The following is a 20,148-nucleotide window of genomic DNA, read 5'->3' as shown; positions in this document are numbered from 1 at the left end:
GCGAGGACATCATGGATACTGAAATAACCCCAACACAGCTGGCAATTGAATATTTACGTCGCGATAAGAGCAACCTGTCTCCGGCGCAGTACCTGAAAAAGCTGAAACAGCTTGAGCTGGAATTTACAGATTTGCTGGCGCTCTCTTCGAATGAACTGAAAGAAGAGATCTACTTTGCCTGGCGGTTGGGCGTTCACGTCCATTGAGTACATGAGAGTAAAAGGGCCGCGAGTGCGGCCTTTTTTGTGTCTGAAATTCAGTATCGGGCGGCGGTGACGCCACCCGGCATTGTCTTCAAACATTCACCGCGTTAATAAGCCGCGACTTCATTGACTGATACGCCGACGCCGCAAAATCCTCCGCCCAGCGCTGGTCCTCAATCGCCTCCAGCTGCACCGCGCAGTACTTCGTTTCCGGCGTTTTGGAGATGGGATCGAGATTATCCTGGGTCAGCTCGTTGCAGGCGCCAATCCACCATTGATAGGTCTATAGACCGCCCCGGCGTTGATACGCTCGCTAATGCTGGCGCGGGTAATCACTTTGCCGCGACGCGAACGCACCCAGACCAGCTGGCCCTCCGAGATGCCCAGCCTTTCCGCATCGGCTGGGTTCATTTGCACCCGGCCCGGCTCATCGGCCAGGCTTTGCAGCGCGGCGCAGTTCCCGGTCATCGAGCGGCAGGAGTAGTGCCCCACTTCACGCACCGTACACAGCACCAGCGGGAAATCCGCGTCCGGAGTTTCCGCCGGCGCGCGCCACGGGGCGGCAAAGAGCTGCCCTTTACCGGTTGGGGTGTCGAACTGATTATCTTTATACAGGTACGGCGTTCCCGGATGATCCAGCGTCGGGCACGGCCACTGCACGTGGCCCATCTCGCCCATTTTTTCATACGTCACGCCGTAGAAGAGCGGGCACAGCTCGCGCATCTCATCCCAGATCTGCTGGTTATCGTCATAATGCATCGGGTAGCCCATCTCGGTGGCGAGCAGGCTGATGATTTCCCAGTCGCGCTTCACGTTGCCGCTGGCCTCAATGGCTTTGCCAAAACGCTGGAACCCGCGATCGGCACAGGTAAAGACGCCGCCGTGTTCACCCCAGGAGGTGGCAGGAAGCAGGACGTCCGCCACTTCTGCCGTTTTGGTCATAAAGATGTCCTGAACCACCACAAAGTCGAGCGCCTCAAAACCGCTGCGAACGAGACCGAGATCGGCTTCGGTCTGAAGCGGATCTTCCCCCATGATGTAGTAGGCCTTGACCTTGCCTTCCAGCGCCAGATGGGGCACCTCGGTAATGCGCGTTCCGACCCGATCGTCCATTTTATTGACGTCAATTCCCCAGGCATCGGCAAACTTCTGCCTGACCGCCGGATCGGTCACATCCTGATAGCCCGGGAACATATTCGGCAGAACGCCCATATCGCAGGCGCCCTGAACGTTGTTTTGTCCGCGCACCGGCCCGACGCCGACGGCAGGGCGCCCGAGGTTGCCGGTCAGCAGCGCCAGGCTGGAAAGCCCTTTAACCACATCCACGGCCTGACCAAACTGGGTCACGCCCATCCCCCACATCACGGTGGCGGAAGGGGCCGCCGCGAAGGTGCGCATTGCCTGACGAACGTCGCGGGCGGGAATGCCGGTAAGATGCTCAACCGTCTCTGGCGCATAGTCTTTCACCGTCTGGCGATAGGCCTCAAGCCCCTCGGTAAAGCGCGCCACGTAGCTTTTGTCGTAGAGCTCCTCTTCCAGCAGCACGTAGCCAAAGGCGTTTACCAGCGCCATGTTGCTGCCGTTTTTCAGCTGCAGATGCTGGTCGGCAATGCGCGCCGTTTCAATGCGCCGCGGATCGCAGACGATAATTTTTGCGCCGTTTTCCCGCGCTTTCAGCACGCGCCGGGCGACGATGGGGTGGGAGTCCGCGCAGTTATAGCCAAACACCAGCAGGCATTTTGAGTTTTCAATATCGTTGATTGAGTTGCTCATCGCGCCGTTGCCGAGCGTCTCCTGTAAACCGGCCACGGAAGGGCCGTGACAGACGCGCGCGCAGCAGTCCACGTTGTTGGTGTTCAGCACCGCGCGGGCAAATTTTTGCATCACATAGTTTGTTTCATTGCCGGTTCCGCGAGAGGATCCGGTGGTCATGATCGACCGCGGCCCGTGCTGCGCTTTAATGCTGCTGAGTTTGTGCGCGGTGTAGCGGATAGCCTCTTGCCAGGTAACGGGAGTGAATGCCTCGCCTTTATGGTAGCGGATCATCGGCTGGGTCAGGCGCGGGGTGAGCAGACGGGTATCGTTGAGGAAGTCCCAGCCGTAAAAGCCTTTCAGACACAGGGTGCCCTGGTTTGTGACGCCTTCTGCGGCTTCGGCACGGATGATACGGTTATTTTCAACGACAAGGTTTAATTTACAGCCTGCACCGCAGTAGGGGCAGACGCTGGCGATCTTTTTCATCAATAACAGACCTGTTAAGAAATGAAGCAAAGTTGACTGGAAAACCCAGTCCCGTAAGCAGAGGTAAGCAGGAACCGTGCCAGGTTGGCTTTGCTGGTTTAACAGGGTGTCAAGCGGGGAAGGCGCGTGTCATCGTCAGAACATTCGTCAGTTTTGACGATGACACGAAAGCAGGATGAATGGCCGTGAATTTACAGGTCGTCCATGGTGTAGCCCACGACAATTTCCAGCGTTTTGCGAATCACATCCGCCTGAACCACGTCGTGAGTGGCTTCCAGCGTCTGAATGAGCCAGAGGATAATCGCTTTATTGGACAGATGACCTTCGGAGGCCAGAACACAGCGTACTGCAGTAGAAAAAACAGCGGACTCTTCAGCAAAACGATCGCCTGCGTGACGGAAGTATTCCGACAGCGCACTGTCTAAAAAAGCAGAGTGGTACTCGGGTTGAAGCTGAATATTTTGTCTCATTTGTTCTCACCGTAGCTGTTAATTGCAGTCAATGTATTTTCTTTGGATCGGACGGTTTTCCACTTCCAAACAACGGCACAACATTGTCCCGGTTATCGTTGAGAGGTCCCTCTCTTTTCGTTCGTCCTTGCGCGGTTCTGCGACGTGTAAAGGCGGTGCTGTTTGAGCCGATCTCGGCAATCACCACCGCAAGTGTCTCCCGCCGCCGGGGATCCTTTTCATGTTCTTTCATGATCCGCAGACGCTGAAGCAATCCTTCGGTTGTTACCGGTCCCCGCTCTTTCAAAAGAGAGAGAACGGCTTCGCCGATAAGCGTGTCGATCAGTTTGTCTGCGTTACTGCTCTTCATATCCTTACCGTTCGAAGAGCAGACCAAGCAGCTTGTGGTAATGCTCTTCCTCTTCCGGGCCATCGGCCTTTTCGAGGCGGCTGAGCAATTTTGTACAAAGCGATTTGCGATTCAGATTTCGCCCGTCGCTGAGAATTTCAACAACCACCTGGCCCAGCGTCTCCTGCTGGGTAGGAAGCACGGCTTTTTCGAAGTACTGTGCGATTGCTGCTGCGGAATCTGCGACGTAACCTTTCTGCTGCATGTTTCGCTCCTGTAAAATTTTGTAATCAGTAACGTTACATTTAAGGTATACATAATTTCCAAATCTGTACATCTAAAATGTACAGATTTTTAATATTTCTTCGATATATTTTATAAAGTTCTTTATATTCAGTAATTTGTGTTTGTGTGGTAGAGAGGTAATATTACAGGATATATTGTACAAAATGGTCGAGGGCTGTTAAGTTGTACAGCCAGGAAAAACGTTTCTTAAATTGCCGTAAACGGTTGAGATGTAAATTATTTGTCAGGCAATTAATGTGCTATAAATGAACCTTATCCACCTCTTTTGTGGCCAAACCCCTAACCCCAGGAATCGCATGCTCACCACCATCATTTACCGCAGTCATATCTGCGAGGACGTTCCAGTGAAAGCGCTGGAAGTCATGGTTGCTGCTGCAAATAGTAAAAACCAGCAATCCAATATCACGGGGATCCTGCTGTTTAATGGCACACATTTTTTTCAGCTGCTTGAAGGGCCAGTGGAACACGTTTCTGCCATCTATGAGCAGATTTGCAACGACCCTCGCCACCACAACGTAGTGGAGCTGATGCGCGATCACGGACCTGTCCGGCGTTTTGGCAACGTGGGCATGGAGCTCTTTGATTTGCGCCACTTCGACAGGGACGAAGTGCTGCAAGAGGTGCTCAACAGGGGGACGACGCGCTATCAGCTGACGTATAACGACCGCCCGCTGCAGTTTTTCCGCACCTTTGTCGAGGCCACGGAAAAAGCGAACTATTTTGAACTGCCTCCTGCGGATTCCTGGGAATTCGTGCGCGAAGAGACGCGCTTGTCCGCACAGCCCGAGGTGGTCGCGAAAGGGGCGGATTGCAGCTTCGCGTTCCAGCCGATAGTCGATCCGTTTATGCAGCAGGTCGTCTCCTGGGAGGCGCTTCTCCGCACGCCTGACGGCGGCGCGCCGGGAGTTTACTTCGCCAGTCTGCCGCGTGACGACGTGTATGCCTCGGATTTACAAAGCAAGCAGGTTGCGCTCTCAATGGCCAGCGCGCTGGGGCTACAGGACCAGACGTTATCCCTTAACCTGCTGCCGATGACGCTGGTCAACATTCCCAACGCCGTTGATTTCCTGCTCACCGCCATTGAAGCAAATGGGTTTGTACCCGAGCAAATTGTGGTGGAGTTTACCGAGAGCGAAGCCATTTCCCGATTCGATGAATTCACGGATTCGGTCAGGCAGTTAAAAAGCGCGGGCATCAGCGTGACGATCGATCACTTTGGTGCCGGATTTGCCGGGTTACAGCTGCTGGCTCAGTTCCAGCCGGACAGAATTAAGATTAATCGCGATCTGGTCGCAAACGTGCATAAAAGCGGTCCCCGACAGGCCATTATCCAGGCGATTATCAAATGCTGTGCCTCGCTTGAGATCCAGTTCTGCGCGGTGGGGGTAGAGAAGGCTGAAGAGTGGATGTGGCTGGAGTCAGCGGGAATATCCCAGTTCCAGGGGCATCTTTTTGCCAGCCCGCGACACGGCGGTATTCCCGCGATTGCGTGGCCGGAGAAAAAGTTCGAATTCTGATAAAGCTGTACACAATCCGGCAGAGTTAACTGTACGAACGGCAAATTTTATACAACAATGTATTAACAGGTGGATGGAAAAGAACCCCGTTCACCGGTTCAAAATGCGGTCTTAGTTATACAAATAGTGTGTACAATCTGATAAGGTTGGTGCAGTTAGGTATGGAAGTTCTGAGCGTGAGGGAGTTAATGGCCTATTACAGTATCGGCGAAGTGGCCGAACGATGCGGTATCAACCCCGTTACGCTGCGTGCCTGGCAGCGCCGTTATGGATTGTTGAAGCCGCAGCGCAGCGAAGGGGGCCATCGTCAGTTTGACGATGAAGATATCCTGCGTATCGAAGAGATCAAACGCCTGATGAAAAGCGGCGTCTCGGTCGGAAAAGTCAAAGCCTTGCTGGAAAACAAAGAAGTTTTGACGCAGGGCAACTGGGCTTCATTCCAGGAAGAGATGATGACCGTTCTGCGTTACGCCAGCCCGGCAAAGCTGCGTGCCAAAATTGGCGAGTTCCGCCGCGATCACGCGATAGACGCGCTGATAGACAATATTATCTCTCCCGTCCGTCAGCGCATGAACCAGGACCAAAATACCGTGCGTCACATGGCAAGCCTGTTAGACGGAGTTCTGATTGAATTCGCGATTGCAAGCCTGGCGGAGTCCCGCAAGAAAGCCGGTAAAGACGCACTGTTGATTGGCTGGGAATGCGATGACCGCACCCACCTGTGGCTGGAAGCTGCGCGCCTGGCGCAGAAGGGCTGGCACATTGACGTCCTGGCGGAACCTATTGATTCGCCGCGTCCTGAACTGTTCCCTGGGCAAAAAATCTTCGTCTGGACGGGGAAATCCCCAACGCCTCGCCAGCAGGAACAGCTCGACCACTGGCGTGAACAGGGATTTGCTGTCGCATTTCATCATTGAGTATTAAGAGGCCTTAAGGGCCTTTTTTGTTTTTGTCATTTTCTGTGCAAAATCTATCTCAAAAATAGGCATTTCCGATGCATATTTTACTTTTCTTCTCTTCGTTATGAATGCCGCGACGAAATGCATTATTAATCAATGCATTGAACAAATACATCCATCCTGACTGCATCCTCTCACAGGGTCTATGCTTAATAAAACCAGGCAAAAAGGGCGCTTTAGCCGAATGCCCCTGCTAACAGAGGGTTGAAGTGATAATCGTTATCACTAACATGGTGTTATGCCCTGATGGCTTATCAGATGAGGTGGACCTATGGAACTGCATTCAGAAACCTTTAATCCTGCCGATTTCGCCTGGCGCGGCTTAACGCTCACGCCAGCGGCGGCGGCACATATTCACGAGCTGGTGGCGAAAAAGCCCGAGATCCTCGGCGTGCGCCTGGGTGTCAAACAGACCGGCTGCGCAGGTTTCGGCTACGTGCTCGATACCGTCACCGAACCCGAGAAAGATGACCTGGTGTTCGAGACGGACGGCGCGAAACTGTACGTCGCGCTGCAGGCCATGCCGTTTATTGACGGCACCGAAGTGGACTACGTCCGCGAAGGCTTAAACCAGTTATTCAAATTTCATAACCCGAAAGCCCAGAACGAATGCGGCTGCGGCGAAAGCTTTGGGGTATAGGCGGTACTATGTCTCGTAATACTGAAGCAACGAGTGATGTAAATACCTGGAGCGGTGGGCACCTCAACTATAAAGAGGGGTTCTTCACCCAGCTGCAGACCGATGAGCTGGCGAAAGGCATTAACGAAGATGTCGTGCGGGCGATCTCGGCGAAACGTAACGAGCCCGAGTGGATGCTGGAGTTCCGCCTGAGCGCCTTCCGCGCCTGGCTGGAGATGGAAGAGCCGCACTGGCTGAAAGCGCACTACGACAAGCTGAACTATCAGGATTACAGCTACTATTCTGCGCCCTCCTGCGGCAGCTGTGACGATACCTGCGCCTCGCAGCCCGGCGCGGTGCAGCAAACTGGCGCTGAAAACAGCTTCCTCAGCAAAGAGGTGGAAGAGGCCTTTAACCAGCTTGGCGTGCCTGTTCGCGAAGGGAAAGAGGTGGCGGTGGACGCCATTTTCGACTCCGTCTCGGTGGCGACCACCTACCGCGAGAAGCTGGCAGAGCAGGGGATCATTTTTTGCTCCTTCGGCGAAGCGATTCACGATCATCCGGAACTGGTGAAAAAGTACATTGGGACCGTGGTGCCCTCTAACGACAACTTCTTTGCGGCGCTCAACGCGGCGGTAGCCTCTGACGGCACCTTTATCTATGTGCCGAAAGGCGTGCGCTGCCCGATGGAGCTGTCGACTTATTTCCGTATCAACGCCGAAAAAACCGGCCAGTTCGAACGCACGATTCTGGTCGCGGATGAAGGCAGCTACGTCAGCTATATAGAAGGGTGCTCCGCCCCGGTCCGCGACAGCTACCAGCTGCATGCGGCGGTGGTGGAGGTCATCATCCACAAAGATGCCGAGGTGAAATACTCCACGGTACAAAACTGGTTCCCGGGCGACGGCAATACCGGCGGTATCCTGAACTTCGTCACCAAGCGCGCGCTGTGCGAAGGCGAAAACAGCAAGATGTCGTGGACCCAGTCTGAAACCGGCTCTGCCATCACCTGGAAATACCCGAGCTGCATCCTGCGCGGGGATAATTCCATCGGTGAGTTTTACTCCGTGGCGCTGACCAGCGGCCACCAGCAGGCCGATACCGGCACCAAGATGATCCACATTGGTAAAAACACCAAATCGACCATCATCTCGAAAGGGATCTCTGCCGGGCATAGCCAGAACAGCTATCGCGGGCTGGTGAAAATCATGCCGACGGCCACCAATGCGCGAAACTTTACCCAGTGTGACTCAATGCTGATTGGCGCAGACTGCGGGGCGCATACCTTCCCGTACGTCGAGTGCCGTAACAACACGGCCCAGCTTGAACACGAGGCGACGACGTCGCGGATTGGGGAAGATCAGCTCTTCTACTGCCTGCAGCGGGGGATCAGCGAAGAAGACGCCATCTCGATGATCGTTAACGGCTTCTGTAAGGACGTGTTCTCTGAACTGCCGCTGGAATTTGCCGTTGAAGCCCAGAAACTCCTCGCCATTAGTCTTGAACACAGCGTCGGTTAAGGAAAGCACATGTTAAGCATTAAAGATTTACAGGTTAGCGTAGAAGACAAAGCCATCCTGCGTGGCCTCAATTTTGACGTTAAGCCGGGTGAAGTTCACGCCATCATGGGGCCAAACGGTTCCGGGAAAAGTACGCTTTCTGCGACGCTGGCGGGCCGCGAAGATTATGAGGTAACCCACGGCTCGGTCGAGTTTAACGGCAAAGATCTTCTGGAGATGTCACCGGAAGACCGCGCGGGAGAGGGCATCTTCATGGCCTTCCAGTACCCGGTCGAAATTCCGGGCGTCAGCAACCAGTTCTTCCTGCAGACGGCGCTGAATGCGGTGCGCAAGTATCGCGGCCTGGAGGCGCTCGACCGCTTCGACTTCCAGGATTTAATGGAAGAGAAAATCAAGCTGCTGAAAATGCCGGAAGATCTGCTGACCCGTTCGGTTAACGTTGGCTTTTCCGGAGGCGAGAAAAAGCGTAACGACATCCTGCAGATGGCCGTGCTGGAGCCCGAGCTGTGCATTCTGGATGAGACCGACTCCGGTCTGGATATCGACGCCCTGAAGATTGTCGCTGACGGGGTGAATTCCCTGCGCGACGGCAAGCGTTCGTTCATTATCGTCACCCACTACCAGCGCATTCTGGACTACATCAAGCCGGATTACGTCCATGTGCTTTACCAGGGGCGTATTGTGAAATCCGGAGATTTCACGCTGGTTAAACAACTGGAGGAGCAGGGCTATGGCTGGCTTACCGAACAGCAGTAATGCGCTCCAGCAGTGGCACCGGCTGTTTGAAGCCCAGGGCGGCACGCGCTCCGAGCAGGCGCAGCAGCATCTTCAGCAGATGCTGCGCCTCGGCCTGCCGACGCGTAAGCACGAGAACTGGAAATACACCCCGCTTGATGGCCTGCTGAACGCCGAGTTCGTGACCCGTCTGGCGGATCTCACCCCGGCGCAGCGTGACGCGCTGGCCGTAAACGTGGATGCCGTGCGCCTGGTGTTTGTCGACGGTGAGTTCCGTCCGGAGCTGAGCGACGCCCTTCAGGGGAGCGGATTTGAGATTGTGATAAACGACGATCGCCAGCCACTGAGCGCCCCGGTTCAGCCTGAGGTTTTCCTGCACCTGACCGAGAGCCTGGCCCGCAGCGTGACGCATATCGGCGTGAAGCGTAACCAGCGTCCGGCAAAGCCGCTGCTGCTGATGCACATCACCCAGGGGCTGGACGGCGACGAAATCAACACCGCGCACTATCGCCATCATCTTGAGCTGGCGGAGGGGGCGGAGGCCACGGTGATTGAACATTACGTCAGCCTCAACGAGACGCGCCATTTTACCGGCTCGCGTTTGACGATGAATGTTGCGGCCAATGCCCAGCTTCACCACGTCAAGCTGGCGTTCGAGAACCCGCAGAGCCACCACTTTGCCCATAACGACATTTTACTTGGGCAAGATGCCGCAGCCTACAGCCATAGCTTCCTGCTCGGCGGGTCGGTGCTGCGCCACAACACCAGTACTCAGCTTAACGGTGAAAACACCACGCTGCGCATCAACAGCCTGGCGATGCCGGTTAAATCAGAGGTGTGCGACACGCGCACCTGGCTGGAGCACAACAAGGGCTACTGCAACAGCCGCCAGCTGCATAAAACCATCGTCAGTGACAGAGGTCGCGCGGTGTTTAACGGCCTGATTAACGTGGCGCAGCACGCCATTAAAACCGACGGGCAGATGACCAACAACAATCTGCTGTTAGGGCGCCTGGCGGAGGTGGACACCAAACCGCAGCTGGAGATCTACGCCGACGACGTGAAGTGCAGCCACGGTGCAACGGTCGGGCGCATCGACGACGAGCAGATGTTCTACCTGCGTTCCCGCGGCATCGACCAGCAGGCGGCGCAGAAAATGATTATCTATGCGTTTGCCGCCGAACTGACGGAAGCGCTGAACGATGGTCAGTTGAAACAGCAGGTGCTGGCGCGTATCGGTCAGCGTCTGCCTGGAGGCGAAGCATGAGTTTTCCCGTCGAGAAAGTGCGGGCAGATTTTCCGGTTCTGACCCGTGAAGTGAACGGTCTTCCTCTGGCCTATCTGGACAGCGCGGCCAGCGCGCAGAAGCCGAACCCGGTCGTGGATGCGGAAGCCGAGTTTTATCGCCACGGCTACGCCGCCGTGCATCGCGGTATTCATACCCTGAGCGCCGAGGCGACCCAGCGTATGGAAAACGTGCGCACGCAAATTGCCGCCTTCCTCAATGCAAAATCGCCTGAGGAGCTGGTCTTCGTGCGCGGAACCACCGAAGGAATCAACCTTGTCGCCAACAGCTGGGGCAACGCGCAGGTCCACGCGGGGGATAACATTATCATCACCCAGATGGAGCACCACGCCAATATCGTGCCGTGGCAGATGCTCTGCGAGCGCGTTGGCGCGCAATTGCGGGTCATTCCGCTGAACGTTGACGGGACGCTGCAGCTCGAGCAGCTCGACGCATTGCTGGATGACCGCACGCGGCTGGTGGCGGTCACCCAAGTCTCTAACGTGCTCGGGACTGAAAACCCGGTGGCAGAGATTGTCGAAAAAGCCCATCAGGCCGGCGCGAAGGTGCTGATTGACGGCGCCCAGGCGGTAATGCACCACGCGGTTGACGTTCAGGCGCTGGACTGCGATTTCTACGTCTTCTCAGGCCACAAGCTCTATGGGCCGACCGGGATCGGCGTGCTCTACGTGAAGGAAGACATTCTGCAGGCGATGCCGCCGTGGGAAGGGGGCGGCTCGATGATCGCCACCGTCAGCCTGACCGAAGGCACGACCTACGCGCGCGCGCCGTGGCGTTTTGAGGCGGGTACGCCCAACACCGGCGGGATTATCGGGCTGGGGGCGGCGGTTTCCTACGTCTCCGCAATCGGCCTTGATAGCATTCAGGAGTACGAACAGCTGCTGATGCACTATGCGCTTGCCGAGCTTGCCAGCGTGCCGGATCTGACCCTCTACGGGCCTGCCGACCGGCAAGGGGTGATCGCGTTTAATCTCGGGAAACATCACGCCTATGACGTGGGCAGTTTCCTCGATAACTACGGCGTGGCGGTCCGTACCGGGCACCACTGCGCCATGCCGCTGATGGCGTTTTACCAGGTGCCGGCAATGTGCCGCGCGTCGCTGGTGATGTACAACACAACGGAAGAAGTCGACAGGCTGGTGGCGGGGCTTAAGCGCACTCACCAGCTGCTGGGCTAACGGAGAGGCAAAAGATGGCAGAACTGCCGGACAGAGACAAATTGCTGCGTAACTTTGGGCGTTGCGCAAACTGGGAAGAGAAGTACCTTTATATCATCGAGCTGGGGCAGCGTCTGCCGCCGCTCGGTGAAGAGGCGCATAACCCGGAAAACAGTATTCAGGGCTGTCAGAGCCAGGTGTGGATTGTGATGGAACAGTCTGACGACGGCACGATAGCACTGCACGGCGACAGCGATGCGGCCATTGTAAAAGGGCTTATTGCGGTCGTCTTTATTCTTTACCACCGGATGTCGGCGCAGGATATTGTCGCGTTTGATGTCCGCCCGTGGTTTGAAAAAATGGCCCTGACCCAACACCTCACCCCGTCTCGTTCCCAGGGACTGGAAGCGATGATTCGCGCGATCCGCGCCAAAGCTGCAATCCTTAGCTAGACTTACAGAACAGCATTCATTCTGTTTCGCGAGGTGGTTCCCGCCTCGCTGGTTTTTCAGCTTTCTGGCGTCCTGCCAGTGAATAAGGAATCTCAGCATGAAGCGCGCGTCTCTAATAACTCTATTACTCCTCAGTTCGCTCGGCGCACTTAATTCGGCCCGCGCGATGGACTATCCGTTGCCGCCCGCAGGCAGTCGCCTGATTGGGCAAAATCAAACCTACACGATACAGGAAGGGGATAATAAGCTGCAGACCATCGCCCGCCGGTTTAATACCGCGGCGCAGGTGATTCTGGAAACGAACAATACCATTGCGCCGGTTAACCCTGCGCCGGGAACCGTCATTACCATTCCGTCGCAGATGCTGCTGCCGGACACGCCGCGCGAGGGGATTGTGGTGAACCTCGCTGAGCTGCGGCTCTACTACTTCCCGTCGGGAGAAAATATCGTTCAGGTCTTCCCGCTCGGCATCGGACAGCTGGGGCTGGAAACGCCGGTGACGACCACGCGGGTGAGCCAGAAGATCCCGAATCCCACCTGGACACCCACGCCGGGCATCAGAGCACGCTCTCTGGAGCAGGGCATTAAATTGCCTCCGGTGGTACCTGCCGGGCCAAACAACCCGCTGGGGCGCTTTGCACTGCGTTTAGGCGTGGGCAACGGGGAATATCTCATCCACGGCACCAGCGCGCCGGACAGCGTGGGCCTGCGGGTCAGCTCCGGCTGTATGCGGATGAACGCCCCGGATATCAAAGCGCTGTTCGAACAGGTGCGGGTTGGCACGCGGGTACAGATTATCAATGAACCCGTGAAGTTCTCCGTGGAGCCGGATGGTAAACGCTATATTGAAGTCCATCGCCCGCTGGCGCAGGCTGAGGGAGAAAACCCGCAGGTCTCGCCCATTACCCACTCCGCCGACTTTGCGAACTTTGTTTCTCAGGCTGGAAGCGATAAGGCGCTGATTGAGAAAGCCCTGGCACGTCGTGCGGGCATCCCGGTTATCGTGTCGTCAGGGAGCGGTCCTTCAGCCAGCAATAGCGTATTGTCGGTGCAGAACAGCCGGGTGTCTGCTGCGGTAGCGGAAGATGAAGGGGAGAAGGTGACGCAGTAGCCGTTTGACTCAGGCAAAAAAAATGGCGCACAATGTGCGCCATTTTATTAACAGGTACTATTACTTACGGTATTTAGTAGCCTGGTTGTCCAGACGCTGGTTAGCGCGAGCTGCGTCGTCTTTAGCAGCCTGAACGTCGGAACGCATTGCGTTCACGTCGTTGCTCAGCTGGTCAACTTTAGCGTTCAGAGTCTGAACGTCAGAAGACAGCTGATCGATTTTAGCGTTGCTGGAGCAACCAGCCAGCAGAGTAGAACCCAGGATTACCGCGCCCAGTACCAGTTTAGTACGATTCATTATTAATACCCTCTAGATTGAGTTAATCTCCATGTAGCGTTACAAGTATTACACAAAGTTTTTTGGGTTGAGAATATTTTTTTGATGGGAATACACCTATTTTTGATCGTTCGCTCAAAGAAGCATCGAATCGGCCCTTTTCGGGCAAAAATCTAAGGAAAAAAAGGCATTTATCATCGGATTCATCTTAGATAAATCGCAATTAAATAGAGAAACCCGATTTGCAATTTGAATGACTTTGGCTAATGCCAGGAATAAAAAAAGCGCCCGGAGGGCGCTTTTTATCCAAATTAATTCGTTCGGGAATTATTACAGCACGTGAACAGATGCGGTATTGGTTGTGCCGCTTGGTACCAGCGCGCCAGAAACCATGACCACAACGTCACCTTTCTGTGCCAGACCACGATCCACCAGCTCCAGCGCCACTTCTTTACCCAGACGGTAGAAATCATCCGTAGACGCGATCTCTTTCACCAGGTGAGGGATCACGCCTTTGCTCAGCACCAGCTGACGAGCCGTGGTTTCGTTGGTGGTCAGTGCCAGGATAGTCGCATCCGGGAAGTATTTACGCACCGCGCGAGCTGATTTACCGCCCTGAGTGGCAACCACGATCAGCGGCGCTTCCAGCTTCTCAGCCGTTTCTACTGCACCGCGGCAAACCGCTTCGGTGATGCGCAGCTTGCGGCTGTCGTTGTTGTAGTCCAGACGGCTTTTCATTACGCGGTCGGTACGTTCGCAGATGGTAGCCATGATGGTCACTGCTTCCAGCGGGTATTTACCCTTCGCGGATTCGCCAGACAGCATAACGGCATCAGTACCGTCGAGGATGGCGTTAGCCACGTCGCCTGCTTCTGCACGGGTTGGGCGTGGGTTTTTGATCATGGAGTCCAGCATCTGTGTTGCGGTGATAACCACTTTGCGCGCGCGCACGCATTTCTCGATCATCATCTTCTGCGCGAAGATCACTTCTTCGACCGGGATTTCTACGCCCAGGTCGCCACGTGCAACCATGATGCCGTCAGACGCTTCGAGGATTTCGTCGAAGTTGTTCAGGCCTTCCTGGTTTTCAATTTTGGAGATGATCTGGATCTTCTCGCCGCCGTGCGCTTTCAGGTGCTCACGAATTTCAACCACGTCTGAGCGCTTACGGATGAAGGAGGCCGCAACAAAGTCAACGCCTTGTTCGCAACCGAAGATCAGGTCCTGTTTGTCTTTTTCAGCCAGCGCAGGCAGCGCGATAGAAACGCCCGGCAGGTTAACGCCTTTGTTTTCGCCCAGGTCGCCGTTGTTCAGCACTTTACAGATAACCTTGTTGCCTTCGATAGCGGTGACTTCCATACCGATCAGACCATCGTCTACCAGCACGGTGTTACCGACGGACAGGTCGTTGGTGAAGCCTTCATAGGTCACTGCAACGATTTCGCTGTTGCCAACAACGGATTTGTCGGTGGTGAAGGTGAAGGTCTGGCCCGCTTTCAGAGAGACGTCGTTACCGCCTTCCAGTTTGATGGTACGGATTTCTGGACCTTTGGTGTCCAGCAGGATGGCAGCTTTTTTACCGGTCTTGCTCATCACGTTGCGCAAGTTCTGGATACGCTGACCGTGTTCTGCGTAATCACCGTGGGAGAAGTTCAGACGCATCACGTTCATGCCGGCGTCCAGCATTTTGGTCAGCATCTCTTCAGATTCGGTTTTCGGGCCGATAGTACAAACAATTTTCGTCTTTTTCATGACAGTCTTAGTCTTTAAGTTGGGAAGGATATGGAAATCTCGCTCCGGGGGCGCACCGCCGCGGAGTCAAACCTGTGTTGCAAAAGAGTATATGACACGCACTAAGGATAGGAGACATCAAATGAGCGTGCAGAAGAAAGTGTGCCTGAGTGACAGCCCAACGAAGGAGGGGAGAAGTTGTACGTTGTTTTTTGTATTCCAAGCGCTGAAACCATTCACCAGGGATTAGGCGCGCATTATACGCTGATTTTAAGATAAAAGGAAAATGGAAACGGTGTTTCAGAAATAATCTGTGCAGTTTCACATAATATTGTTATCAAGGCGTTAAGCCATGATGACAACTTATGACGGCAGGTGATTGACCTGCCGCGTTTTGCTTATTTTTGCAGCGCCAGGCTGAGATCGGCAATCAGGTCTTTCGGATCTTCAATCCCGACTGACAGACGGATAAGCTGCGGCACAATGCCGTTTGCCAGGCGTTGCTCCAGCGGAATCGAGGCGTGCGTCATGCTGTAAGGCTGGCTCACCAGACTTTCCACACCGCCGAGGCTTTCCGCGAGGGTGAACAGCTTCAGGTTGCGAATCACCTCGGTGGCGCGTTGCGCATCCCCTTTTACCACGACTGAAATCATCCCACCGGGCAGGGCCATCTGCGTGCGGGCAAGCTGATATTGCGGATGCGATTCCAGGCCGGGATAGAACACCTTTTCGACCAGAGGGTGCTGATCCAGCCATTGCGCAATCGCCAGCGCGTTGGTGCTGTGCTTTTCTACCCTCAACGCAAGTGTGCGAATACCGCGCAGCGTCAGGAAGCTGCTGAACGGATCCAGTACGCCGCCTACCGCGTTTTGCAGATAGCCCAGCCTATCCGCCAGTTCACTGTTGTCCCCGACAATCGCCAGCCCGGCCACCACGTCAGAGTGGCCGTTCAGGTATTTGGTGGCGGAGTGCACCACGATATCGAAACCCGACTCCAGCGGACGGTGTATCACCGGCGACGCGAAGGTGTTGTCCGCCACGCTGATGACGTTATGACGGCGGGCGATCGCCGCAATGGCCGCCAGATCCGCCAGCTTCAGCAGCGGATTGGTTGGCGTTTCGACCCACACCATGCGGGTATCCGGGCGGATGGCGTCCTCAAGACCGGCTAAGTCGTCCGGTTTAACCCAGCTGACCTGCAGGCCGGTGCTGCGCTTGCGCACGTTTTCAGTCAGGCGGTACGTCCCGCCGTAAACGTCATCAATGGCGACGATATGGCTGTCTTTGTCCAGCAGTTCGAGCACCGTGGAGATGGCCGCCAGACCGGAGGCGAAGGCGTAGCCGCGCGTGCCGCCTTCCAGTTCGGCGATGGCGGTTTCCAGCGCATGGCGTGTAGGGTTGCCGCTGCGGGAATATTCATAGCCGGTATGCTCGCCGGGTGACGGTTGCGCAAACGTCGAGGTGGCGTAAATCGGCGGCATGACGGCGCCGTGCTGGTCGTTGAACTCGCCGCTGTGTACGCTCAGGGTAGCCAGGTTTTTCATCATCGATTCCTTTATTGCTGAAGACGGTTGCGCCAGGCGGTCAGAACGTCGCTGCGCGTAATCAGACCGAGAAAACGGTCGTTGTCATTAATCACTGCCACCAGACCGCGGTCGAAGATGGCGTTCAGGGCGCTATCCGGGGCGTGTTTATCAAGGAACTCCACCTGGCGCGTCATGGCTGCCGTCACCGGAAGCGCGAAGCGGTCGCCGTCGCCGCCGATATGCCGCAGAAGATCCCACTCGTCGATAATGCCCACCACCTTGCCGTTCTCCAGCACCGGCAGCTGGGAGATGTCATACAGGCGCATGCGTGCCAGTACGGTGGAAAGCGTGTCGTCCGGGGCCGCGGTGACGGTGGCGCCTTCATCGTGACGCAGGGCGATGTAGTCGGAGAGGTCGCCGGCCTGAGGGCGCGTGATGAGCCCCTGCTGTCGCATCCAGTCGTCGTTAAACATCTTCGAGAGATACTTATTGCCGCTGTCGCAGGCGAAGGTCACCACGCGTTTCGGCGCGGTCTGCGCCTGGCAATACTTCAGCGCGGCCGCCAGCAGCGTGCCGCTGGAGGAGCCCGCCAGAATGCCTTCCGTTTTCAGCAGATCGCGCGCGGTGGTGAAGGCCTCTCGGTCGGTGATGCGCCAGGCGCGATTCACCCCTTCAATGTGGGCCAGCGGCGGAATAAAGTCTTCGCCAATACCTTCAACCAGCCAGGAGCCCGCGTCGTGGTAGCGTCCGGTTTCCACCTGGTCGGCCAGAACGGATCCGGCCGGGTCTGCCAGGACAAATTCAGTATGCGGAGAGTGCTCGGCGAACCACGCCTGCAGGCCGCCCAGCGTGCCGCCTGAGCCGACGCCCACGACGATGGCGTCGATCCGGCCGTCAAGCTGTTCATACAGTTCCGGCGCCGTGGTGGTGCGGTGCGCCAGCGGGTTGGCTTCGTTGTTGAACTGGTCGATGTAAAACGCGCCGGGCAGCTCACTGGCCAGGCGCTGGGCGTAATCCTGGTAGTAGGCTGGGTGGCCCTTGTTGACGTCGGAGCGGGTCAGCACCACCTGGGCACCCAGCGCGCGCAGGTGGAAAATCTTCTCGCGGCTCATTTTGTCTGGCACCACCAGGATCAGCGAGTAGCCTTTCTGAGCGGCAATCAGGGCCAGGCCGAGACCGGTATTCCCCGCCGTCGCCTCAATAATCGTGCCGCCCGGCTGCAGCTGGCCGGTACGCTCCGCTTCGTTAATCATCGACAGCGCAACGCGATCCTTAATAGAGCCGCCCGGATTCTGGTTTTCCAGCTTCAGGAACAGCGAGCAGGGGCCGGTATCAAGCTTGTGCAGCTGGATAAGCGGGGTACGGCCAATCAGTTCGGTGACGGAGTGGTAAATCGTCATGATGTTTTCCTTTCTGGATGTCATGACGGGATGATAGAGCGGCGAAATTTTCGCAATAAAGAACCATTCACTGCTCTTTAGAACAGAAAAGAATATAAATGCCATTTTTGGATGTCAGGACAGCAAGACGTAAAGTTGTCTGGATGTGAGGATGGCTATACCGGGATAAAATGCTGCAAAAATGACCGTTTTTTGCGCCCGTCCGCCAGCAGATATGCATCCGGCAGATAATCATTGCTGAAATTGGTCTAAATGCTTCCCACCCGGTAAATCCGCTGTTTATTTCGGAAAGTTATAACACATTCTTTTTTGTTCATTTAAAAGCTGGTAACGGCTGTTTACTATCGTTTGGACATCCATACTGCTAAACCGCCACGGGCGGCACGGATAATGAATAAGAATGATTGTACTGAGCAATATTTCGAAGGTTTTTGACAACGGAAAGGTGGCACTCACAGCCGTTGATAACGTCAATTTGACGATAGCACAGGGACAGATATACGGGATCATTGGTTACAGCGGCGCAGGTAAAAGCACGCTTATCCGCCTGCTCAACGGGCTGGAAAAACCGAGCAGCGGCAGCGTAACCATCAACGGGCAGAACATTTCTGCCGCAAAAGGTGAAGCGCTGCGCCAGGCGCGTCTGAAGATCAGCATGGTGTTTCAGCACTTTAACCTGCTGTGGTCGCGCACGGTCAGCGAGAATATTGCGTTCTCGATGCAAATCGCCGGGGTGCCAAAAGCCAGCATCAAGGCGCGCGTCGCCGAGCTGGTGGAGCTGGTCGGCCTGAAAGGCCGCGAGCATGCCTATCCGTCGCAGCTGAGCGGTGGTCAAAAGCAGCGCGTGGGTATTGCGCGTGCGCTGGCTAATCGCCCGGATGTGCTGCTCTGCGATGAAGCCACCTCCGCGCTTGACCCGCAGACCACCGATCAGATCCTCGATCTGCTGCTGGATATTAACCGCCGCTTTAAGCTGACCATCGTGCTCATCACGCACGAGATGCACGTGGTGCGCAAAATCTGCGACCGCGTGGCGGTAATGGAGAACGGTAAGGTGGTGGAAGAGGGAGACGTGCTGAGCGTCTTTACCCATCCGCAGCAGCCGATTACGCAGCAGTTTGTGCGTCAGGTGAGCCAGTACGCTGAAGAAGAAACGTTCAATACCGAACTGGCAAACGATCTGGAAGGGACGGTCATCAGGCTGACCTTTACCGGGCACAGCACGCATAAGCCGATTGTGGGCGAACTGACGCTGCGCTACGGCCTGCCGTTTAACATCCTGCACGGAAAAATGACCCAAACCGCTCACGGCGTGTTTGGTCAACTCTGGGTGCACGTCGTGGCATCTGACGAACAACTGAACAATATCCTCGCCGACCTGCAGCACAGCGATATTGAAGGCGAGGTGATTAAACATGGCTGAGAATCTCTTTCCGCATCTCAAGTGGGATCAGCTCTGGGCGGCGACGCTTGAGACGCTGTACATGACCGCGCTGTCCGGCGTGGCGACCTTTGTGCTGGGCATCGTGCTGGGTCTGGCGCTGTTTTTAACCGCGCGCGGCGGTCTGTTCCATAACCGCACGGTTTACAGCGTGATTTCGATTGTGGTGAACGTGTTCCGCTCTATTCCGTTCATCATTTTGATTGTCCTGCTGATCCCGTTCACCAAGACCGTCGTCGGCACCATTCTTGGCGCCAACGCGGCGCTGCCGGCGCTGATTGTGGGCGCGGCACCGTTCTATGCACGCCTGGTGGAGATCGCCCTGCGTGAAGTGGATAAAGGCGTCATCGAAGCAACGCGCTCGATGGGCGCACGACTGAGCACGTTAGTGTTTCGGGTTTTACTGCCGGAATCATCACCCGCACTGGTATCAGGTATTACGGTGACGCTGATTGCGCTGGTGAGCTACAGCGCAATGGCGGGGGTGATTGGCGCCGGTGGTTTGGGAAATCTGGCTTATCTGGAAGGATTCCAGCGCAACCATGGTGACGTCACGCTGGTGGCAACGGTGACCATTCTGATCATCGTTTTCATTATCCAGTTCTGCGGCGATGTCATTACTTCACTGTTAGACAAAAGATAATCTCTAATAACACACAGGAACCACATCATGAAAAAGACACTGACACTGATCGCCGCCGCAACTCTGAGCGCCCTGAGCTTTGCCTCCTGGGCCGACACCCTGACCGTGGGCGCATCCAACACGCCGCACGCCGAAATTCTGGAGCAGGCAAAGCCAATTCTGGCGAAGCAGGGTATCGACCTGGAGATCAAACCGTTCCAGGACTAC

At 55.8% G+C, this 20,148-nt stretch carries 20 protein-coding genes and 1 pseudogene; 13 read left to right on the top strand and 8 right to left on the bottom strand.

Features of this window, described 5'->3' with window-relative positions; all coding sequences use genetic code 11:
- Positions 1–11 precede the first annotated feature (11 nt).
- Positions 12–206 (top strand): YdiH family protein, encoded by a 195-nt coding sequence (locus tag DEO48_RS03625; RefSeq protein WP_003857766.1) that lies wholly within the window; start codon positions 12–14, stop codon positions 204–206.
- A gap of 88 nt (positions 207–294) precedes the next feature.
- Here DEO48_RS03625 and fdhF read toward each other — a convergent pair.
- The 4 genes and pseudogenes from fdhF to ycgZ all read right to left on the bottom strand — a co-directional run bounded on the left by fdhF (position 295) and on the right by ycgZ (position 3,507).
- A pseudogene (gene fdhF, locus DEO48_RS03620) lies at positions 295–2,444 on the bottom strand (formate dehydrogenase subunit alpha).
- A gap of 191 nt (positions 2,445–2,635) precedes the next feature.
- The gene (locus tag DEO48_RS03615) at positions 2,636–2,914 is read right to left on the bottom strand and encodes a biofilm/acid-resistance regulator YmgB/AriR (protein ID WP_023311323.1); all 279 of its coding nucleotides are present in this window, start codon (positions 2,912–2,914) and stop codon (positions 2,636–2,638) included.
- A 28-nt stretch (positions 2,915–2,942) separates the two neighbouring features.
- Positions 2,943–3,263, bottom strand: coding sequence for a hypothetical protein (locus tag DEO48_RS03610; RefSeq protein WP_059446642.1), 321 nt, complete (start codon positions 3,261–3,263; stop codon positions 2,943–2,945).
- Between the two features lie 4 nt (positions 3,264–3,267).
- Positions 3,268–3,507: a regulatory protein YcgZ gene (ycgZ, locus tag DEO48_RS03605; RefSeq protein ID WP_023311324.1), complete on the bottom strand. Its 240-nt coding sequence runs from the start codon at positions 3,505–3,507 to the stop codon at positions 3,268–3,270.
- 337 nt (positions 3,508–3,844) lie between these two features.
- Here ycgZ and DEO48_RS03600 point away from each other — a divergent pair, with 337 nt between their 5' ends.
- The 9 genes from DEO48_RS03600 to DEO48_RS03555 all read left to right on the top strand — a co-directional run bounded on the left by DEO48_RS03600 (position 3,845) and on the right by DEO48_RS03555 (position 12,924).
- Positions 3,845–5,065 carry a diguanylate phosphodiesterase gene (locus DEO48_RS03600; RefSeq protein WP_023311325.1) on the top strand — a complete coding sequence of 407 codons (1,221 nt, stop codon included), beginning with the start codon at positions 3,845–3,847 and terminating at the stop codon, positions 5,063–5,065.
- A 188-nt stretch (positions 5,066–5,253) separates the two neighbouring features.
- Complete coding sequence (locus DEO48_RS03595) at positions 5,254–5,982, top strand: MerR family transcriptional regulator (protein ID WP_088544766.1); 729 nt, start codon at positions 5,254–5,256, stop codon at positions 5,980–5,982.
- 313 nt (positions 5,983–6,295) lie between these two features.
- Positions 6,296–6,664, top strand: a complete 369-nt coding sequence (sufA, locus tag DEO48_RS03585) for a Fe-S cluster assembly scaffold SufA (RefSeq protein ID WP_008500631.1) — start codon at positions 6,296–6,298, stop codon at positions 6,662–6,664.
- Between the two features lie 8 nt (positions 6,665–6,672).
- Positions 6,673–8,163 (top strand): Fe-S cluster assembly protein SufB, encoded by a 1,491-nt coding sequence (gene sufB, locus DEO48_RS03580; protein ID WP_032657798.1) that lies wholly within the window; start codon positions 6,673–6,675, stop codon positions 8,161–8,163.
- Between the two features lie 9 nt (positions 8,164–8,172).
- Positions 8,173–8,919 (top strand): Fe-S cluster assembly ATPase SufC, encoded by a 747-nt coding sequence (gene sufC, locus DEO48_RS03575; RefSeq protein ID WP_014831592.1) that lies wholly within the window; start codon positions 8,173–8,175, stop codon positions 8,917–8,919.
- Positions 8,894–10,165: a Fe-S cluster assembly protein SufD gene (gene sufD / locus DEO48_RS03570; protein ID WP_109844393.1), complete on the top strand. Its 1,272-nt coding sequence runs from the start codon at positions 8,894–8,896 to the stop codon at positions 10,163–10,165. Before sufC ends, sufD begins: the two co-directional genes overlap by 26 nt.
- Positions 10,162–11,382, top strand: a complete 1,221-nt coding sequence (gene sufS, locus DEO48_RS03565; protein ID WP_109844392.1) for a cysteine desulfurase SufS — start codon at positions 10,162–10,164, stop codon at positions 11,380–11,382. Before sufD ends, sufS begins: the two co-directional genes overlap by 4 nt.
- Before the next feature lie 14 nt (positions 11,383–11,396).
- On the top strand, positions 11,397–11,813 hold the full coding sequence (sufE, locus tag DEO48_RS03560) for a cysteine desulfuration protein SufE (protein WP_023311331.1): 417 nt from the start codon (positions 11,397–11,399) through the stop codon (positions 11,811–11,813).
- A gap of 97 nt (positions 11,814–11,910) precedes the next feature.
- The gene (locus DEO48_RS03555) at positions 11,911–12,924 is read left to right on the top strand and encodes a L,D-transpeptidase family protein (protein WP_109844391.1); all 1,014 of its coding nucleotides are present in this window, start codon (positions 11,911–11,913) and stop codon (positions 12,922–12,924) included.
- A gap of 60 nt (positions 12,925–12,984) precedes the next feature.
- Here the strand turns inward: DEO48_RS03555 and lpp are convergent, their stop codons facing one another.
- From lpp to DEO48_RS03530, 4 genes are all read right to left on the bottom strand, one after another.
- Complete coding sequence (lpp, locus tag DEO48_RS03550) at positions 12,985–13,221, bottom strand: murein lipoprotein Lpp (protein WP_001082307.1); 237 nt, start codon at positions 13,219–13,221, stop codon at positions 12,985–12,987.
- A 309-nt stretch (positions 13,222–13,530) separates the two neighbouring features.
- Positions 13,531–14,952 (bottom strand): pyruvate kinase PykF, encoded by a 1,422-nt coding sequence (gene pykF, locus DEO48_RS03545; RefSeq protein ID WP_023311333.1) that lies wholly within the window; start codon positions 14,950–14,952, stop codon positions 13,531–13,533.
- Between the two features lie 377 nt (positions 14,953–15,329).
- Positions 15,330–16,475 carry a PLP-dependent aspartate aminotransferase family protein gene (locus DEO48_RS03535; RefSeq protein ID WP_109844390.1) on the bottom strand — a complete coding sequence of 382 codons (1,146 nt, stop codon included), beginning with the start codon at positions 16,473–16,475 and terminating at the stop codon, positions 15,330–15,332.
- An 11-nt stretch (positions 16,476–16,486) separates the two neighbouring features.
- On the bottom strand, positions 16,487–17,857 hold the full coding sequence (locus DEO48_RS03530; RefSeq protein WP_109844389.1) for a cystathionine beta-synthase: 1,371 nt from the start codon (positions 17,855–17,857) through the stop codon (positions 16,487–16,489).
- A gap of 400 nt (positions 17,858–18,257) precedes the next feature.
- Between DEO48_RS03530 and DEO48_RS03525 the strand changes: the two genes are divergently transcribed.
- The 3 genes from DEO48_RS03525 to DEO48_RS03515 all read left to right on the top strand — a co-directional run.
- Entirely contained in the window at positions 18,258–19,280 is a 1,023-nt protein-coding gene (locus DEO48_RS03525; RefSeq protein WP_109844388.1) for a methionine ABC transporter ATP-binding protein, read from the top strand.
- Positions 19,273–19,941, top strand: a complete 669-nt coding sequence (locus tag DEO48_RS03520) for a methionine ABC transporter permease (RefSeq protein WP_008500617.1) — start codon at positions 19,273–19,275, stop codon at positions 19,939–19,941. Before DEO48_RS03525 ends, DEO48_RS03520 begins: the two co-directional genes overlap by 8 nt.
- A 27-nt stretch (positions 19,942–19,968) precedes the next feature.
- Positions 19,969–20,148 (top strand): MetQ/NlpA family ABC transporter substrate-binding protein (locus DEO48_RS03515; RefSeq protein ID WP_258306055.1); only part of this gene is annotated, 180 nt, incomplete at its 3' end.

The organism is Enterobacter sp. CGMCC 5087 (assembly GCF_003144775.1).
Classification (GTDB): Bacteria; Pseudomonadota; Gammaproteobacteria; order Enterobacterales; family Enterobacteriaceae; genus Enterobacter; species Enterobacter cloacae_M.
The sequence above is the reverse complement of the archived record's forward strand: the minus strand, read 5'-3'. Positions and strand labels throughout refer to the sequence as shown.

Excerpts from the sequence above, each read along its gene's own strand:
- DEO48_RS03625 (WP_003857766.1), top strand. The coding sequence starts at position 12 with ATGGATACTGAAATAACCCCAACACAGCTGGCAATTGAATATTTACGT.
- DEO48_RS03615 (WP_023311323.1), bottom strand. The coding sequence starts at position 2,914 with ATGAGACAAAATATTCAGCTTCAACCCGAGTACCACTCTGCTTTTTTA.
- DEO48_RS03610 (WP_059446642.1), bottom strand. The coding sequence starts at position 3,263 with ATGAAGAGCAGTAACGCAGACAAACTGATCGACACGCTTATCGGCGAA.
- ycgZ (WP_023311324.1), bottom strand. The coding sequence starts at position 3,507 with ATGCAGCAGAAAGGTTACGTCGCAGATTCCGCAGCAGCAATCGCACAG.
- DEO48_RS03600 (WP_023311325.1), top strand. The coding sequence starts at position 3,845 with ATGCTCACCACCATCATTTACCGCAGTCATATCTGCGAGGACGTTCCA.
- DEO48_RS03595 (WP_088544766.1), top strand. The coding sequence starts at position 5,254 with ATGGCCTATTACAGTATCGGCGAAGTGGCCGAACGATGCGGTATCAAC.
- sufA (WP_008500631.1), top strand. The coding sequence starts at position 6,296 with ATGGAACTGCATTCAGAAACCTTTAATCCTGCCGATTTCGCCTGGCGC.
- sufB (WP_032657798.1), top strand. The coding sequence starts at position 6,673 with ATGTCTCGTAATACTGAAGCAACGAGTGATGTAAATACCTGGAGCGGT.
- sufC (WP_014831592.1), top strand. The coding sequence starts at position 8,173 with ATGTTAAGCATTAAAGATTTACAGGTTAGCGTAGAAGACAAAGCCATC.
- sufD (WP_109844393.1), top strand. The coding sequence starts at position 8,894 with ATGGCTGGCTTACCGAACAGCAGTAATGCGCTCCAGCAGTGGCACCGG.
- sufS (WP_109844392.1), top strand. The coding sequence starts at position 10,162 with ATGAGTTTTCCCGTCGAGAAAGTGCGGGCAGATTTTCCGGTTCTGACC.
- sufE (WP_023311331.1), top strand. The coding sequence starts at position 11,397 with ATGGCAGAACTGCCGGACAGAGACAAATTGCTGCGTAACTTTGGGCGT.
- DEO48_RS03555 (WP_109844391.1), top strand. The coding sequence starts at position 11,911 with ATGAAGCGCGCGTCTCTAATAACTCTATTACTCCTCAGTTCGCTCGGC.
- lpp (WP_001082307.1), bottom strand. The coding sequence starts at position 13,221 with ATGAATCGTACTAAACTGGTACTGGGCGCGGTAATCCTGGGTTCTACT.
- pykF (WP_023311333.1), bottom strand. The coding sequence starts at position 14,952 with ATGAAAAAGACGAAAATTGTTTGTACTATCGGCCCGAAAACCGAATCT.
- DEO48_RS03535 (WP_109844390.1), bottom strand. The coding sequence starts at position 16,475 with ATGAAAAACCTGGCTACCCTGAGCGTACACAGCGGCGAGTTCAACGAC.
- DEO48_RS03530 (WP_109844389.1), bottom strand. The coding sequence starts at position 17,857 with ATGACGATTTACCACTCCGTCACCGAACTGATTGGCCGTACCCCGCTT.
- DEO48_RS03525 (WP_109844388.1), top strand. The coding sequence starts at position 18,258 with ATGATTGTACTGAGCAATATTTCGAAGGTTTTTGACAACGGAAAGGTG.
- DEO48_RS03520 (WP_008500617.1), top strand. The coding sequence starts at position 19,273 with ATGGCTGAGAATCTCTTTCCGCATCTCAAGTGGGATCAGCTCTGGGCG.